Source organism: Streptococcus sp. DD11, from assembly GCF_001578865.1.
In the GTDB taxonomy this organism is placed as follows: domain Bacteria; phylum Bacillota; class Bacilli; order Lactobacillales; family Streptococcaceae; genus Streptococcus; species Streptococcus panodentis.
Map to the genome: position 1 here is coordinate 403,987 of NZ_KQ969392.1, position 14,466 is coordinate 418,452.

Here is a 14,466-nt window from a genome sequence, read left to right on the forward strand (position 1 = left end):
GTCCCAGCCTCTTTATTCTCTTTTTATATCATTTACCGGCATTCGATAATAGATCGCTCATCTTTCTAATTCAAAGGAAAAATGATTATATTCTAAAATCACAGGTCAGCAAATGATCATTGACCATGCCAATGGACTGCATAAAGGCATATACAGTCGTAGAACCAACAAAAGAAAAACCTTTCTTTTTGAGTTCTTTGCTAATTTTATCGGATAGATCTGTTCGAGCGGGCACCTCTTCAATACTGGACCATGAATTGACAATCGGTTCATTCTTTACAAAAGACCAAATATAAGAATCCAAACTACCATATTCTTCTTTTAATTTTAGATAGGCCTTAGCATTTTTTATAACCGCCTTTATTTTTAGCCTATTTCGTATCACTCTTTGATCACTAAGCAATTCTTCAATCTTCTGCTCGTCATAGTTGGAGAGTATTTCAGGATCGAAGTTTTCATAAGCATCTGTCATAGCATCCATTTTTGACAAAATAGTTTGCCAGCTCAAGCCCGCCTGCTGACCTTCTAAAATCAACATTTTAAAGAGTTTATGCTCGTCATGCACAGGTCGCCCCCAGTCATGGTCATGATAATTTCTCTCAAGCTCACTATTTTCAGCCCAATCGCATCTTTTTATCTCAACCATCTATTTTCTCCTTATAGTTTGATTTTCTCAACTTGATTATTTTCTAAAACCAAGAAGGCGTCAGAAAAAGATACTTCGAAAAGTTGCAAGGAGTTGCTATGTTGCTCAATAATATCCTGATAATAAGGATACTTCTGGATAAAAACGCTTCTTATATCCTCAATAGAAAGCCGGCTTTTTTTGACTCTTCCTTGAATCCGGACATACCTCCCATCACCTTTCGGGACTGTTGTAAGAGCAATACGATTATTGATTGCCAGCTCTTGGATTTTATGACTATTTTTAAATGAGATAAAGAACAATTTCTTTGTCTCCTCATCATAGTAAAAATTGACAATTCTTACATTTGGGATATCCTTTACAGAAGTAGCTAGAGCCATTTCTGTCTGTTCTGCCAATAAGGTCTTAAAATATTGATTCATATTTGACTCCTTTATTATTTTCTCTAAAACTAGTATAATATAAAAAGGTATCATTTTTTGAAACCATTTAATAAAAATATGGAGTTTCTCATGAATAAATCTCAAAGAATTAACGATATGCTTATTTTCCTCAATAAGAAAAGACAATTCAATCTAAAAGATATTATGAATCGATATCATATTTCAAAAAGCACTGCCCTTCGTGATATTGCCAGCCTTGAAACGCTGGGAATTCCTATTTATTCTGACTTAGGCCGGAATGGCAGTTATAAAATTCTTAGCAACGACTTGTTATCTCCTATTATTTTCTCCATAGATGAAATTTCTGCCTTGTATTTTTCCATGCTGACTCTGGAAAACTACAATATGTGTCCTTTTGATATTGACCTGCAAAAATTAAAAGAAAAATTTGAAAACTCGATTTCAGAACAGCAGTTAAGCAAGATCACAAAAATTGAGAAAATCCTTCAACCAGAAGTCAGAAAGACAATCAACAACTCTCAGTTGCGAATAATTCTTGATATTTTATTGCACAGGCAGGAAGAATTTTTTCCAATTAAGTATGAACAGCAGTCTCTTCAAGTTCAATTTATCAAACTATATAGCCACAAAGGAGACTGGTATGTAGAAGTCATAAATAAAGACACTGGACAAAAAGAGGAACTTTTTTGCCAGTCTATTGAATTTTACCCATAAAGTTAATACAAAAAAACCAGCGGTCTCGAGTCTCCGCTGGTTTCTTGATCAATCGTTTGGATTAGGCTGCCAAAACTTTGCGTCCTTTACGACGGCGGGCTGCCAATACGCGACGACCGTTTTTAGTAGACATACGGTGGCGGAAACCATGTTTACGCGCACGACGGATTTTACTTGGTTGATAAGTACGTTTCACGATGAATACCTCCTCTTAGATTCTTGTATTCGTTTAGCCGGCTAGTGTGATCAGTTACTAAACATACTGTATTATTCTATCTGATTATCCCTCTTTTGTCAATAGCCACTGAAAATAAGTTTCTATTTGGGAACGTTATCACAAAGTTCGAGTAGCTTCATAAAAGGGGATGAGCGCTTCCATAGCTTCCTGCAGATTTGCCAAAACCTGATCTCTGGAAACGGCCTGAGACAGATTCACATCATACTTGACCAAGACCTTGCGGACGGTGCCATCCTGAATCTGACCAAGCAGCTGCTGGCGATTTTCTTCGCTTCCTTTCAAACGCTGGCTGACACCCTCTATCTGGGCAAAATAGTAGGCCGGCTCCTCAATAGGCACTTCCAAGACCCGGTTCTGCTTGTCCAGACTGGTCTCATCCTTCTTGCGCTCTATAAAGCTGACCTCCAGGGAGACACCAAAATCCTCTGGATTTCCATACAAACGCAGAGCAAACATGGGCTCGGACAGCTCGCCATAGCCCTTGAGATAATTCCAAAAATGCGGCCGCAAAATCTGGGCCTGGTTCATCCAGTTGCTGGTCCGCTCCAGACTCAGCTTGGGATAGAGAGCCTGAAAATCCTTGGCCAAGTCCGCAAACTCCCGGCGGGCCGCCTGCCCCTTGGCCTTGAGCTCCAGCATGGTCTCCCGCAGCTGACCGGCCTTATCCGGTGAATGATACTTACTTCCTTGATAAGATAAAAAATCTTGAATAGCTGGAAAAAGCGACATAGGAACTCCTTTCAATATGCAAAAACCAGCATCTCTGCTGGCCTTCCCTTTATTCACTGTCAACATCCACGACCACATAGCGGTTGGGCTCGTCGCCTTCAGAGTAGCTGGTGACACCGTCAATCCGCGAGATAATCCGGTGAATAATCTTGCGCTCGCTGTTGGACATGGGGTCAGTCTGCTGGCTGCGGCGTTCTTCCAGAGCACGCTGGGCCAGCTTCTGAGCATAGCTTTGCAGGACTTCTGCCCGATGCTCTACATAATCATTGACATTGATAGAGATATAAAAACTCTTGGAATATTGATTGTAGAGGTAGTTCTGAGCCAAGAGCTGCAGAGCTTTCAGGACTTTTCCGTGGTAGCCAATGACCCGGCCTGGTTCATTGGTGTCAATCTGCATATTGATGGTCCGGCGGTTATGGCTGCTGGAAATGCTGGCCTCAACGTCCATTTCGTCAACAATCTTCTGCACATAGTCCGTGACACTGTCCACCACTTCTTCGATATGATAGTTTTCTTCAACCTGAATGCCCAGATCAGAAAAGGAAGATTCCCCTGATTCTGCAGCCGTTCGGCTCTTGGCAGCACGGTCAAAAGCAATGACCTTGTCTGCCTTTTCCTCCTCGGCAGTTTCTTCAATAGCCCGGCTGGTTTTCAGGAGATCAATGGTCCCCGTCTCTTCCAAAATCGTATTGGCCTGCTGATCATTTTTGAGGATTTTGGCCTTGACTTCCTCGGAAATCACTTCGCCTTCGCCCTCTACCTTCTTGATAGCCGCTACCACGCGCCCCAGATCCACCGTAGCTTCGCTGACCGTCTGCACCGGCTCGTTCTGAGCATTGATCTCCTCAGGGACTCCCTTGACAGCCTTTTGGTTGGCCTTGACAACGGTCGTCTCTGCAATGGGCTCCACATCCACCTGAGCCGGTTTTTTGCCAAAGAGTCCTAAGAACCCTTTTTTCTCACGGGAAATCACCGTGATATGCGCCCGCATACGCGGAATATCCAACGTTTTTAATCCATTTTGAATTGCTTCTTCAACACTTGCTCCTGTAAAGATAACCATCTGCAAGAGTCCTCCTTCTTACTTTTTCTTTTTCTGTGCCTTTTTCAGAGCACGTTTCTTTTTCTGCTCCAGCTGGCGTTCTGCCTGTTCCTTGGCTTCCCGCTCGGCAATCATCTTGAACGGATTGCTCAGCAGCAGGGTCTGTCCCACCTGATAGGCATTGGAAACTGCCCAGTAGAGGGCCACACCGCTTGCAGCATACACCGCAAAGAAGAAAATCATGACCGGCATAAAATAGAGCATAAAGGTCATACTGCCGTTTTTCTCAGGCAGGGCCTTATTGGACAGCCAAGTGCTGAGAAAGGTAAAGAGAGCCGCCAAAACCGGCAGAATAAAAGTCGGATCTGTTTGGCCGAGATTGAGCCAGAGGAAGTGGCCGGTCTTTAAAAAATCCACCCGGGTCAGGGCCTGAAAGAGAGCCAAAAGCACCGGCATCTGAATGAAGAGGGGGATAAAGGAGGCAAAAGGATTGATGCCCATTTCCTTGTAAAGCTGCTGTGTCTCATCGTTTAAAGCCGTCCGGCTCTCCATATCCTTGCCAGGATATTTTTCCTGAAGCTGCTTGATACGAGGCTGAACTTCCTGCATCTTGCGCGTGGAAGTGGTCTGAAACTGGAAGACCGGCAGCAGCACCGTCCGGATGATCACGGTAAAGAGGATGATCCCGATACCCGTGCTGCCGTTGAAAGAGAGAAACTGAATGGTCTTTGCAAAGAAATAAACCAGCTGCTCCCAAAAGCCTTCTGAACTGGAGGTCACTTGACTGGTCCCGCAGGCCGTTAAAAAGAGCAGGGAAGCAAGCAGCAAGATTCCTAATTTACTTTTCTTTTTCACACATGAGTCCTTCCTGATAAAGATTTGCAATTTTCAATACGTGCAGTAAATTTCGTTCTATTTGGCGGTAGTCCAGATCTTCTACACCCTTGCGGGCAATGACGACGAAGTCTGCTGTAAGCAAGCCTTTCTGATACTGCATCAAGACATGGCGGATTTTCCTTTTAATGCGGTTGCGGACGACAGCATTGCCCAGTTTCTTGCTGACAGAAAGCCCGACACGAAAATGCTTCTGGTCCTTTTCCAGCTTATAAACGACAAATTTCCGATTGGCAACATTCTGTCCTTTTTTAAAAATCGCATTGAAATCTTTTTCACTCTTGACGCGATAGCTTTTTCTCAAAACTCAACTCCATCCACCAAAATTAATTCTATTATACCATATTTTCTCAAAAAGCCAACAAGAGCTGTCATGGCGCTGTTTTTGCTCATATTTACATGTTTTTCTGACCAAAAAAACACCGCAGTTCTGACGGTGTTTCCTATATTTTATTGGCTGTTTAAATCTTTTTTGGCTCGGGCCAGTTCCTGTCGGATCTGCTCAAAGCCGGTGCCGCCCAAGGAGTTTCGCTTGCGCACAGCCGTCTGCGACTGCAGCACCTGGTAAATATCTTCCTCAATCAGCGGTGAAACTTCCTGATAGCGGGCAAAGGGAAGGTCCTGCAGATAGCTGCCGCTCCTGCTGCACTCCAGCACCAGCCGGCCGACAATCTCATGCGCCTCCCGGAAGGGCAGGCCTTTTTTAGCCAGATAGTCAGCCAGCTCGGTCGCATTTGAAAAATCTTTCTCAGTCGATTGCAGCATCTTGTCCTTATGGACTGTCATGCTGGAGAGCATACCAGCCATGATGTCCAGCGACTTCTGAATGGTCTCAACGGTGTCAAACATGCCTTCCTTGTCTTCCTGCAAGTCCTTATTGTAGGCCAGAGGCAGGGATTTCATGACTGTCAGAAGGCTGAAGAGATGGCCGTAGACCCGGCCGGTCTTGCCTCGAATCAGCTCAGCCATATCGGGATTTTTCTTCTGCGGCATGATGGAAGAGCCGGTACTGAAGGTATCCGACAGGCTGACGAAGCCATATTCGTAGCTGCACCAGTTAATCAGCTCCTCACAGAGACGGGACAGATGCATCATGAGCATGCTGCTGTTGGACAGAAACTCTATGATAAAGTCCCGGTCGCTAACCGCATCCAGCGAATTATGGTAGAGATTGCTAAAGCCCATTAAGGATGCTGTCTGCTCCCGATCAATGGGAAAGGTCGTCCCGGCCAGAGCAGCCGCCCCTAGAGGAGACAGGTCTGTATGCTTAAGATTAAAGGCATAGCGCTCACTGTCGCGGCTGAACATCTGATAATAGGCCAGCAGATGATGGGCAAAGCTGATGGGCTGTGCATGCTGCAGATGGGTATAGCCCGGCATAATGGTCTCGACATGCTCCTCAGCCAAGGCCAGCAGCACCTCCCGCAGATGCAGAAGCTTCTCCCCTATCTGTCCCAGCTGGTCCTTGAGATAAAGGTGCATATCCGTTGCCACCTGATCATTGCGGGAGCGGGCTGTATGAAGCTTGCCGGCCACCGGCCCGATTTCCTCCGTCAGCAGGGCCTCCATATTCATATGAATATCTTCATTGGTCACATCAAAGGCAATCGCTCCGGCTTGGTAGCGCTCCAGCAGTTTTTCCAGACCAGCCCGAATGGCCGCTGCTTCCTCAGGCTCAATAATGCCCTGAGCTCCCAGCATCTGGACATGGGCCAGACTGCCTTTCAAATCATAAGGAGCCAGCTGATAGTCAAAGGAAATACTGGCACCGAATTCCTCCACCCAGCTCTCCAAAGCGGCTTCAAAACGGCCGCCCCATAATTTATGGTTTGCCATAGGAAAGCCCCTTTCTATTTGTCCTTGTGAGCCTGAACCTCTGCGTGAACCTTAGACGGCAGCCCCCACAGCTTGATAAAGCCAATCGCTGCATCCTGATCAAAGGTATCTGCGCTGGTATAGGTCGCCAGACTCTCATCATAGAGAGAATTGTCCGACTTGCGGGCAACCACAGTGGCCGAGCCCTTATACAGCTTGACTCTGGCTGTGCCGTTGACGACCTGCTGGGTCGACTTGAGATAGGCAATCAGTGCCTCTGTTGCCGGGTTAAACCAAAGACCGTTGTAGATGAGATTGGACAGTTCATTTTCAACAATCGGCTTGAAATGCGCCAATTCCCTGACCAGAGTCAAATCTTCAATCTCCTTGTGGGCTGCAAGCAGGGTCACTGCCCCGGGACATTCATAAACTTCCCGTGACTTGATGCCCACCAGACGGTTCTCCACATGGTCAATCCTGCCGACACCGTGTTTGCCGGCCAGATCATTGAGCTCCAAAATCAAGTCTGCTAATTTCAGCTCTTGGCCGTCAAGGGCAACCGGAACGCCGGCCTTAAATTCAATATCCACGTATTCAGGACTGTCCGGAGCGGCTTCCGGAGCAACCGTCAGGTCATAGGCATCTTCCGGAGCTTCATTCCAGGGATTTTCCAAAACGCCGCATTCGTTGGCCCGGCCCCAGAGATTCTGGTCTACCGAGTAAGGGCTGTCCAGATCCGCCGGGATGGGCACACCGTTTGCCTTCGCATAGTTAATTTCTTCTTCCCGGGACCACTTCCATTCCCGCACTGGGGCAATCACTTTGAGCTTAGGGTCAAGCGAAGCGATAGCCACTTCAAAACGGACCTGATCATTGCCTTTGCCGGTGCAGCCGTGAGCAATGGTCGTCGCTCCGGTCTGATGGGCAATTTCTACCAGTTTCTTTGAGATGAGCGGTCGGCTGAGGGCGGACACAAGAGGATATTTTTGTTCGTAGAAGGTGTGTCCCTGCAGAGCAACTAAAACATAGTTTTCTGCAAATTCGTCCTTAACATCAATAACGTGCGACTCAATCGCTCCGACTTTTAAGGCTTTGTCGTGAATGAAATCCAAATCATTTCCCTCACCCACATCCATACAGACTGCTATGACATCATAGTCCTTATCCAGCCAAGTAATGGCTACCGAGGTGTCCAATCCACCCGAATATGCTAGAATGACTTTTTCTTTAACCATGCGATTACCTCAATCCTTCTACTACTTTTTATTTTTAAACATTCTACTGCATGGAAATACGAATGTCAAGAGGAAATTGATATTTATTGAAATAAAAACGTTTTATCAATTTTTATTCACATGTTTGCATACCGACAGGCACACAAAAAAGCCAGCAAAAACTGACTCTTCATTATGGACTGATGGAACTGTCCCCTGTCAAGCAGACACTGAAAGAATAAAAGATTCAGCCAGAGCTTTTTTCCTCATTTCATTAGGGCGAAACCAGCGGTCCAGCTGATTTCTTCACGCATCGCAAGAGTAATTTGAAGAAATCCCATTGCTTCTAGCTCACGGGCTCGTTTGAGAGCACCGGCATCTACCGTCTGCAAGCCCCCTGCTTGGATATAGGCTGCCAAGTGCCCCTTGGCTTCCTCATCATCTGAAGCCAGCTCTACGACGGCCGGCACTTCTTCTGCCACTTTTTGACTGGCCAATGTTGCAGCAAAGTTGGTATTAAAAGCTTTCACAATCCGTGCCTCCGGAAGCAGTTTGGCCAGCTCTTCTGCTGCTGATGTTCCAGCTGGAACCAGCAGTTCATCCATGGTTTCAAAATTGACAGGATTTGAGATGTCTACGATTATTTTTCCTTTCAGAGCTTCCTTATTAGCCGTGACAATCCCTGCCACTGCCCCATAAGGGACCGCTAAGACAACCACCTGCCCTAGTTCCCCTCTCGGCCCTTCCTTGCCAGCAAAATCAACGCTGTGACCTCCTGCTTGAAAGACGCCGGCAATCGCCTGCCCCATATTTCCTTGACCAAAAATTGTAATAGTTGCCATTTTCTTTTCTCCTTTTGCTTTATTTTTTAAATGTAACTATTTATATTACAACTACCATTATACGCCATTTTGATGTAATGTCAAATGTTACAGCTTATTTTTTAACTTTCGCTTCCAACAGCCACCAGACTGGACCAAAGTTGGGAGCCATCTCCCTTTCTGGCGGCGAATCAGACTCCCATGATGTCTGCACCCTCATCCACAGAGGGACCTGTCTTTTTGGAAGACACCGCATAAAAAGAGAGCCGGCAGCCGCCAGCTCTCTTGATGCTTATCTCCTTATCTATTGTCAGCAATCTTCTTCAGCATATTCTCAAGATGCTGGATAGATTTTTGACGCCCTAATAAGTAAATGGTGTCCGGCAGTTCCGGCCCGTGCATTTCACCGGATACAGCAATCCGAATGGGCATAAAGAGGTTCTTGCCCTTGATGCCGGTCTCTTTTTGGACTGCCTTAATCTGCGGGAAGATGTTTTCGGACTTGAAGTCCTCTTCAGACATGGCTTCCAGCTTCTCCTTGAAGGCCGTCAGCACTGTCGGTACCGTTTCACCGGCCATGACTTCTTTTTCAGCCTCGGTCAGCTCTGGGAAGTCTGCAAAGAAGAGGTCGGTCAGAGGCACGATCTCGTCCACCGACTTCATCTGCGGCTGGTAGAGCTGCACCAGCTTTTCAGCCTTGTCCGTCAGACGGCCGGCTGCTTCCAGATAAGGCTTAGCCAGAGAAAAAATGGTCTCAAAATCTGCATTTTTGATGTAGTCATTGCTCATCCAGTCCAGCTTCTTCTGGTCAAAGGCAGCAGGCGACTTGCTCAGGCGGTTTTCATCAAAGAGCTCAATCAGCTCCTGACGGGAGAAAATCTCGTCTTCGCCGCCGGGATTCCAGCCCAGCAGCGCAATGAAGTTAAAGACTGCTTCCGGCAGATAGCCCTTCTTGCGGTAGTCCTCGATAAACTGCAGGGTATTGGTGTCCCGCTTGGACAGCTTCTTGCCGGTTTCGCTGTTGACGATCAGGGTCATATGGCCAAATGCCGGTGCTTCCCAGCCCAGAGCTTCATAGACCATGAGCTGCTTCGGTGTATTGGCGATATGGTCATCCCCGCGGATAACGTGGGAAATCTGCATATCATGGTCATCTACCACCACAGCAAAGTTATAGGTCGGATAGCCGTCTTTCTTCTGGATAACCCAGTCACCGCCGATATTGCCGCCCTCAAACTCGATCTCGCCCTTGACCATGTCCTGCCACTTATAAATGCCGGCTTCATTGACAGCCAAGCGTACGGTCGGCACGATACCGGCTGCCTCCCGCTCTGCGATATAGGCTGCTTTTTCAGCCTCAGTCATGCCCAGAAATTCATTGATATAGCGCGGAGTTTCTCCGGCTGCTTCCTGGCGTTCCCGCTCCGCTGCCAGCTCTTCCTCGGTCACATAGGACTTGTAGGCCTTGCCTTCTGCTAAGAGCTGATCGATATATTTCTGGTACAGTTCCAGCCGCTCAGACTGGCGGTAGTTTGCATGGGTCTCTGGACTTTCGTCCCAGTCCATGCCCAGCCAGCGCAGATTTTCCAGCTGTGAGCGCTCGCCATCTTCCACATGGCGCTTGCGGTCTGTATCCTCGATCCGGATAATGAAGGTCCCGCCATGATGACGGGCATAGAGGTAGTTAAAGAGCGCAGTCCGCGCATTTCCGATGTGTAAGAGTCCAGTCGGACTTGGTGCATAGCGCACTCGAATCGCTTTTGTCAAAGTTCCATTCTCCTATTTGCATTTTGGGAAATCAATCCCACTCCGATTTTCAAACATAATCATTATATCATACTCTGAGGGCAGTATATGACTTTACAGCCTATTTTACGACAGGCGCTCTTCCAGCTGAAAGTCAATCGGCAGCCATGCCAGGACCCGCTCCATCTGCTTTTCCCAGTAATACCATTCATGCTTGCCCGGACTGTGGCTGTAAGTGATGTCGAGTCCTAACTGCTGCAGATTTTTCACCGCATGGTTATTGGCCGCATAGAGGAAATCTTCCTCCCCGCACCAAGCCCAAAGCTTCGTCTTTTTGTCAGACTGCTTGGCCAAGCTCTCCAGCGAATAGGGGCTGCCGGTCCAGTCTTCCAACTCTCCGAAGATGCCCCGCCAATAGGCCGGCCTTGCCAGCTCCGTATCATCTGGATGGCTGTCATGAAAGCTCAGAGCGCCAGAAAGACTGGCCGCATACGAGAAGCGGTCACTCTTCAGAGCCAGCATAAAAGCGCCATAACCGCCCATGGAAAGACCCGCAATGAAATTCTTCTCCCGCTTATCTGACATATTGGGGAAAAAGCGCTTGAGCACCCGAGGCAGCTCCTCAGCGATGGCTTGGTAGTAGTCATAGCCATACTGGGTATCGGTGTACCAGCCGTTGCTGGTATTGGGCATAACGACAATCAGGTTGGTAGAGCGCACCAAACGCTCGATATGAGAACGTTTGAGCCAGCTGTTGTGATTGCCGTTCATACCATGAAGCAGGTACAAGACAGGAATGTCCTTGTCGTCCGGCCTGTCCACACGAACTGCGTCCGGATAGAGGACATTGACGCCCCATTCCATCTCCAAAACCTCAGAATAATACTCAATTTTCATCACTGCCATTCGCATTTCTCCTTCGTCTCTTCCTGACAAGAAAAAGCCGAAGCCCGACTTTTCCTGTATTTGTGTTCAGATTTTTACCGCACTTCCATGACGACCGGTAAGATAGCCGGACGGCGCTTGGTTTGGTCAAAGAGATACTTGGCCAGACTGTCTCGGACCGCTCCCTTGAGCTCGCCCCAGTCAAAGCCGTCCTGAGCCAGATAGTCTTCCACCGCCTTATTGATAATGTCTGTGCTTTCCCGCAGAATGTCTCGGCTCTTCTTGACATAGACAAATCCGCGGGTGTGGACCTTGGCCTTGGAAATAATCTTCTTTTCCTTGCGGTTGACCGTCAAAGCCACGATGAAAATGCCATCCTCTGACAGGACCTTGCGGTCGCGCAGCACGATATTGCCCACATCACCAATAGCATTGCCGTCAATCATGACATCGCCGGCCGCCACCGCTCCAGCAGGGACAAAGTCACCCTTGTCGTATTCCATGACACTGCCGCGTTTGGGAATAAAAATATTTTCCGGCAGAATGCCGATTTCCATAGCCGCCTTAGCATGAGCGTCCAGCTCCCGGTACTCTCCCTGAATAGGAAAAAGATAGTCCGGCTTGAGCAGATTGAGCAGGAGCTGCAGATCGCGCGCATTGCCATGACCGGACACCCGCAGGCTCTGCGTAATCAGCTTGACAATACCGCCCGCCTGGTAAATCATGTTTTCCACCCGGGCTACCACCGCTTCCTTGGCAACGGACGGCGTGGTCACGATATAAATCAAGTCGCCTTCCTTGATTTCCACATAGCGGTGACGGCCGATGGACATCTTGCGCAGACCATTGATCGGCTCACCCATCCGGCCAGTTTCCAGAATAATCAGCTCATGGTCTTCAAACTTAGCCATTTCCTTGGGCTTGATTAACAGACGTTCGTCCACCAAGGACAGCTTCTTGAGCCGAATGGCTGTACGGACAATATTTTCAATATCAAAACCAGTCAGAACGACCCGACGCCCAGTTGCAGCCGCAGCATCAAAAACCTGCTGAATCCGTGACAGATTGCTGGCAACTGCAGCCACGATAACCCGGCCGTCCCAGTCAGAAATCGTATCTTCAATCTCCCTGCCGACCTCGCTCTCACTGGCCACCTGAACGGTGCTGTCCGCATTGGCCGAGTCGCTGAGCAGAGCCAGCACTCCTTCGCGGCCAATCTCAGCCAGACGGCCAAAGTCTGTCGCATAGGACTCGCTGGCTGACTGGTCAAACTTGAAATCGCCGGTATAAACGATATTGCCCTTTCGGGTCTTGATGACAATGCCCAGACTCTCCGGGATGGAGTGGGTCGTGCGGAAAAAGGAGACGACGGTCTTGCCGAACTCAATCTCCGTATTTTCATCAATGACATGGAAATCATTGAATTTTTTGACTGCATCGTGGTTTTTGACAAAGAGCTTAGCCAGCTCAATCGTTAACTCTGATCCGAAAACCGGCACTCTGGCATCCGCCAAAAGATGCGGCAGGGCTCCGATAGCGTCCGCATGCCCATGGGTCAGAAAGACACCGGCAATCCGCTTCTTGTTTTCAACCAGATAGTCCATATTGGGAACGACATAGTCCACTCCCAGCTGCTCATTTTCCGGGTATTTCAGCCCAGCATCCAATACAAAAATGGAATTGTCCACTTCGGCAACGTAGAGATTTTTCCCATTCTCACGCACGCCGCCTAAAGCAATCAGTTTAATCTTGCTTTTGCTCATGATTTCTCCTCTGATGATTTTAAATTTTTCTAAGCAACTCCGCAAGCCAATCAGATGCTGCTCAAAGTCGCATGCTCCCTGCAGGGATCCATCCTGCGGCCACGGTTCTGGGCTGCGGTCCTGCCTGACGGAGTTTTTTTACTAACGGTCCTTGGAAAACCAAGTCGAATTACAGTTTTGCAAACACAGTTTGCATATCTTATTCATTATAGCATTTTTCCAGCCTTTTTTCAAAATAAAGAAAAATTGTTTTTCCTTTGTCAATTAGAAGGGAGCTATTTTTCTAACCACGAAAAAAACACGCTGACAGCAGAAAAAGAAACAGCCGCAAACTGTCTCTTTTTAGGGTTAGGCTTTGCCAGTCAGATTAAAACGGACAAAATAAGCCATCATTGCCGCTGTAACCAAGAAAGCCAGTCCGACCGTTGCCAGAGCATGGGCAGAAAAGAAAATCAGACTGGCTGCCAGGCCTAGAATCGGAAGCGCCGTCTCTATAAGCAGAAACCTCATTGAGAACCTGCGTTCCAGCTTATTATAAGGATTGTGGGGCAGAAGGCCAGACATAAAAAGGGCCAGTCCGGCATAAAAATAAATCGTCGAGAAAAAAAGGTTCATCTCTGAATTTCCAAAGAAGCTTAGAGAAACCGTAATAAAGCTGAGGCCAAAGAAAATCGGATAATGAAGATAGATAGCCCGAATCCCCATCTCTTCTCTATTAACATCCAGCAAATGGTCAATCTCAACGATATAAATCATAAAGAGATTGGTCACGATGAGGAAAATAAGGACAGACAGGAGGGAGAAAGCTTCACTGCTGAAATGCTCGGAAATCCCAATCAGCATCTCCCCAAAAGTGATAATGACCAGAAGCGACAGCCGCTCAATCAAATGAGGAAAATTGATGGGACTGAGGTCAGCTGAGACAAAGCCGCGATTGGGATTATTGAGAAAGCCGGGCAGAATCCAGGTCACCAAAATTCCAATCACTGCTACCCAAAGACCGATATGATATGGAAAGAGCAGAGCCAGAAAGAGGCTGGCCGAGCGAAGCCCCAGAATATAAAAGAACTGCCGGATCAGACTGCGGTCCGAGGCCTTGTCAGCCAGAACATACTCCACGATATACTGGATCAGCAAGAGGCTGGAAATCAGGGCCACAGGCAGAACAATCCAGACAAAATTTTCCTGCCAGTCTCCGGCTACAGCCCTAGACGAGACCAAAAGGCAGATCATCTGCAGAAACATGAAAACGATGTTGCGCAGGCTATTGCTGCCGAACCGGTTGGTGTAGACCGTCTGTACCATCCAGGAATTGACAAAGATAATCAACCCTATGAGGAAGCTGGACAACGACTGCAGACTAAGAACGCCATGGTGGGCGTGGTGGATGATGGAGGTCAGCTGACTGATGGTATAGACATAGACCAGGTCATAGAAAAGCTCGGTCAGCTCAACCTTTTTATGCTTGATAAGAGACATAGTTTCTCCTTGTATTTGATTTTCAACTGTATTAGTATACCATACCAGACGGGAATGTAAAGCCAGCCTGACC

15 protein-coding genes are annotated in these 14,466 nt (G+C 47.6%); 1 reads left to right on the forward strand and 14 read right to left on the reverse strand.

Annotated elements, in window-relative coordinates:
* Positions 1–85: 85 nt before the first annotated feature.
* Positions 86–646, reverse strand: a complete 561-nt coding sequence (locus STRDD11_RS01890; protein WP_128834815.1) for a DNA-3-methyladenine glycosylase I — start codon at positions 644–646, stop codon at positions 86–88.
* An 11-nt stretch (positions 647–657) separates the two neighbouring features.
* Positions 658–1,122, reverse strand: a complete 465-nt coding sequence (locus STRDD11_RS01895) for a pyridoxamine 5'-phosphate oxidase family protein (RefSeq protein WP_128834817.1) — start codon at positions 1,120–1,122, stop codon at positions 658–660.
* Between the two features lie 24 nt (positions 1,123–1,146).
* On the opposite strand from STRDD11_RS01895, the gene STRDD11_RS01900 reads away from it, so the two are divergent.
* Positions 1,147–1,764 (forward strand): helix-turn-helix transcriptional regulator, encoded by a 618-nt coding sequence (locus tag STRDD11_RS01900; RefSeq protein WP_128835338.1) that lies wholly within the window; start codon positions 1,147–1,149, stop codon positions 1,762–1,764.
* A 61-nt stretch (positions 1,765–1,825) separates the two neighbouring features.
* Here STRDD11_RS01900 and rpmH read toward each other — a convergent pair whose 3' ends face one another.
* From rpmH to STRDD11_RS01960, 12 genes are all read right to left on the reverse strand, one after another.
* Entirely contained in the window at positions 1,826–1,960 is a 135-nt protein-coding gene (rpmH, locus tag STRDD11_RS01905; protein WP_002893904.1) for a 50S ribosomal protein L34, read from the reverse strand.
* 138 nt (positions 1,961–2,098) lie between these two features.
* Complete coding sequence (locus STRDD11_RS01910) at positions 2,099–2,731, reverse strand: ribonuclease P (protein ID WP_128834819.1); 633 nt, start codon at positions 2,729–2,731, stop codon at positions 2,099–2,101.
* Between the two features lie 49 nt (positions 2,732–2,780).
* Positions 2,781–3,797, reverse strand: coding sequence for an RNA-binding cell elongation regulator Jag/EloR (jag, locus tag STRDD11_RS01915; protein ID WP_128834821.1), 1,017 nt, complete (start codon positions 3,795–3,797; stop codon positions 2,781–2,783).
* An 18-nt stretch (positions 3,798–3,815) separates the two neighbouring features.
* Positions 3,816–4,631 carry a YidC/Oxa1 family membrane protein insertase gene (locus STRDD11_RS01920; RefSeq protein ID WP_128834824.1) on the reverse strand — a complete coding sequence of 272 codons (816 nt, stop codon included), beginning with the start codon at positions 4,629–4,631 and terminating at the stop codon, positions 3,816–3,818.
* A complete protein-coding gene (rnpA, locus tag STRDD11_RS01925; RefSeq protein WP_128834826.1) occupies positions 4,615–4,974 on the reverse strand; it encodes a ribonuclease P protein component in 360 nt (119 codons plus the stop codon). The genes STRDD11_RS01920 and rnpA overlap by 17 nt, the downstream gene beginning before the upstream one ends.
* 146 nt (positions 4,975–5,120) lie before the next feature.
* A complete protein-coding gene (gene argH, locus STRDD11_RS01930; RefSeq protein ID WP_128834828.1) occupies positions 5,121–6,506 on the reverse strand; it encodes an argininosuccinate lyase in 1,386 nt (461 codons plus the stop codon).
* Positions 6,507–6,520: 14 nt separating this feature from the next.
* Positions 6,521–7,720, reverse strand: coding sequence for an argininosuccinate synthase (locus STRDD11_RS01935; RefSeq protein ID WP_128834830.1), 1,200 nt, complete (start codon positions 7,718–7,720; stop codon positions 6,521–6,523).
* A 245-nt stretch (positions 7,721–7,965) separates the two neighbouring features.
* Entirely contained in the window at positions 7,966–8,541 is a 576-nt protein-coding gene (locus STRDD11_RS01940; protein ID WP_128834832.1) for an NADPH-dependent F420 reductase, read from the reverse strand.
* A 279-nt stretch (positions 8,542–8,820) separates the two neighbouring features.
* Entirely contained in the window at positions 8,821–10,287 is a 1,467-nt protein-coding gene (gltX, locus tag STRDD11_RS01945) for a glutamate--tRNA ligase (RefSeq protein ID WP_128834834.1), read from the reverse strand.
* A gap of 105 nt (positions 10,288–10,392) precedes the next feature.
* The gene (locus tag STRDD11_RS01950; RefSeq protein ID WP_128834836.1) at positions 10,393–11,172 is read right to left on the reverse strand and encodes an alpha/beta hydrolase; all 780 of its coding nucleotides are present in this window, start codon (positions 11,170–11,172) and stop codon (positions 10,393–10,395) included.
* 74 nt (positions 11,173–11,246) lie between these two features.
* Entirely contained in the window at positions 11,247–12,914 is a 1,668-nt protein-coding gene (locus STRDD11_RS01955) for a ribonuclease J (protein WP_128834838.1), read from the reverse strand.
* A gap of 348 nt (positions 12,915–13,262) precedes the next feature.
* Positions 13,263–14,393 carry a low temperature requirement protein A gene (locus STRDD11_RS01960; RefSeq protein ID WP_206512668.1) on the reverse strand — a complete coding sequence of 377 codons (1,131 nt, stop codon included), beginning with the start codon at positions 14,391–14,393 and terminating at the stop codon, positions 13,263–13,265.
* Positions 14,394–14,466: the final 73 nt, after the last annotated feature.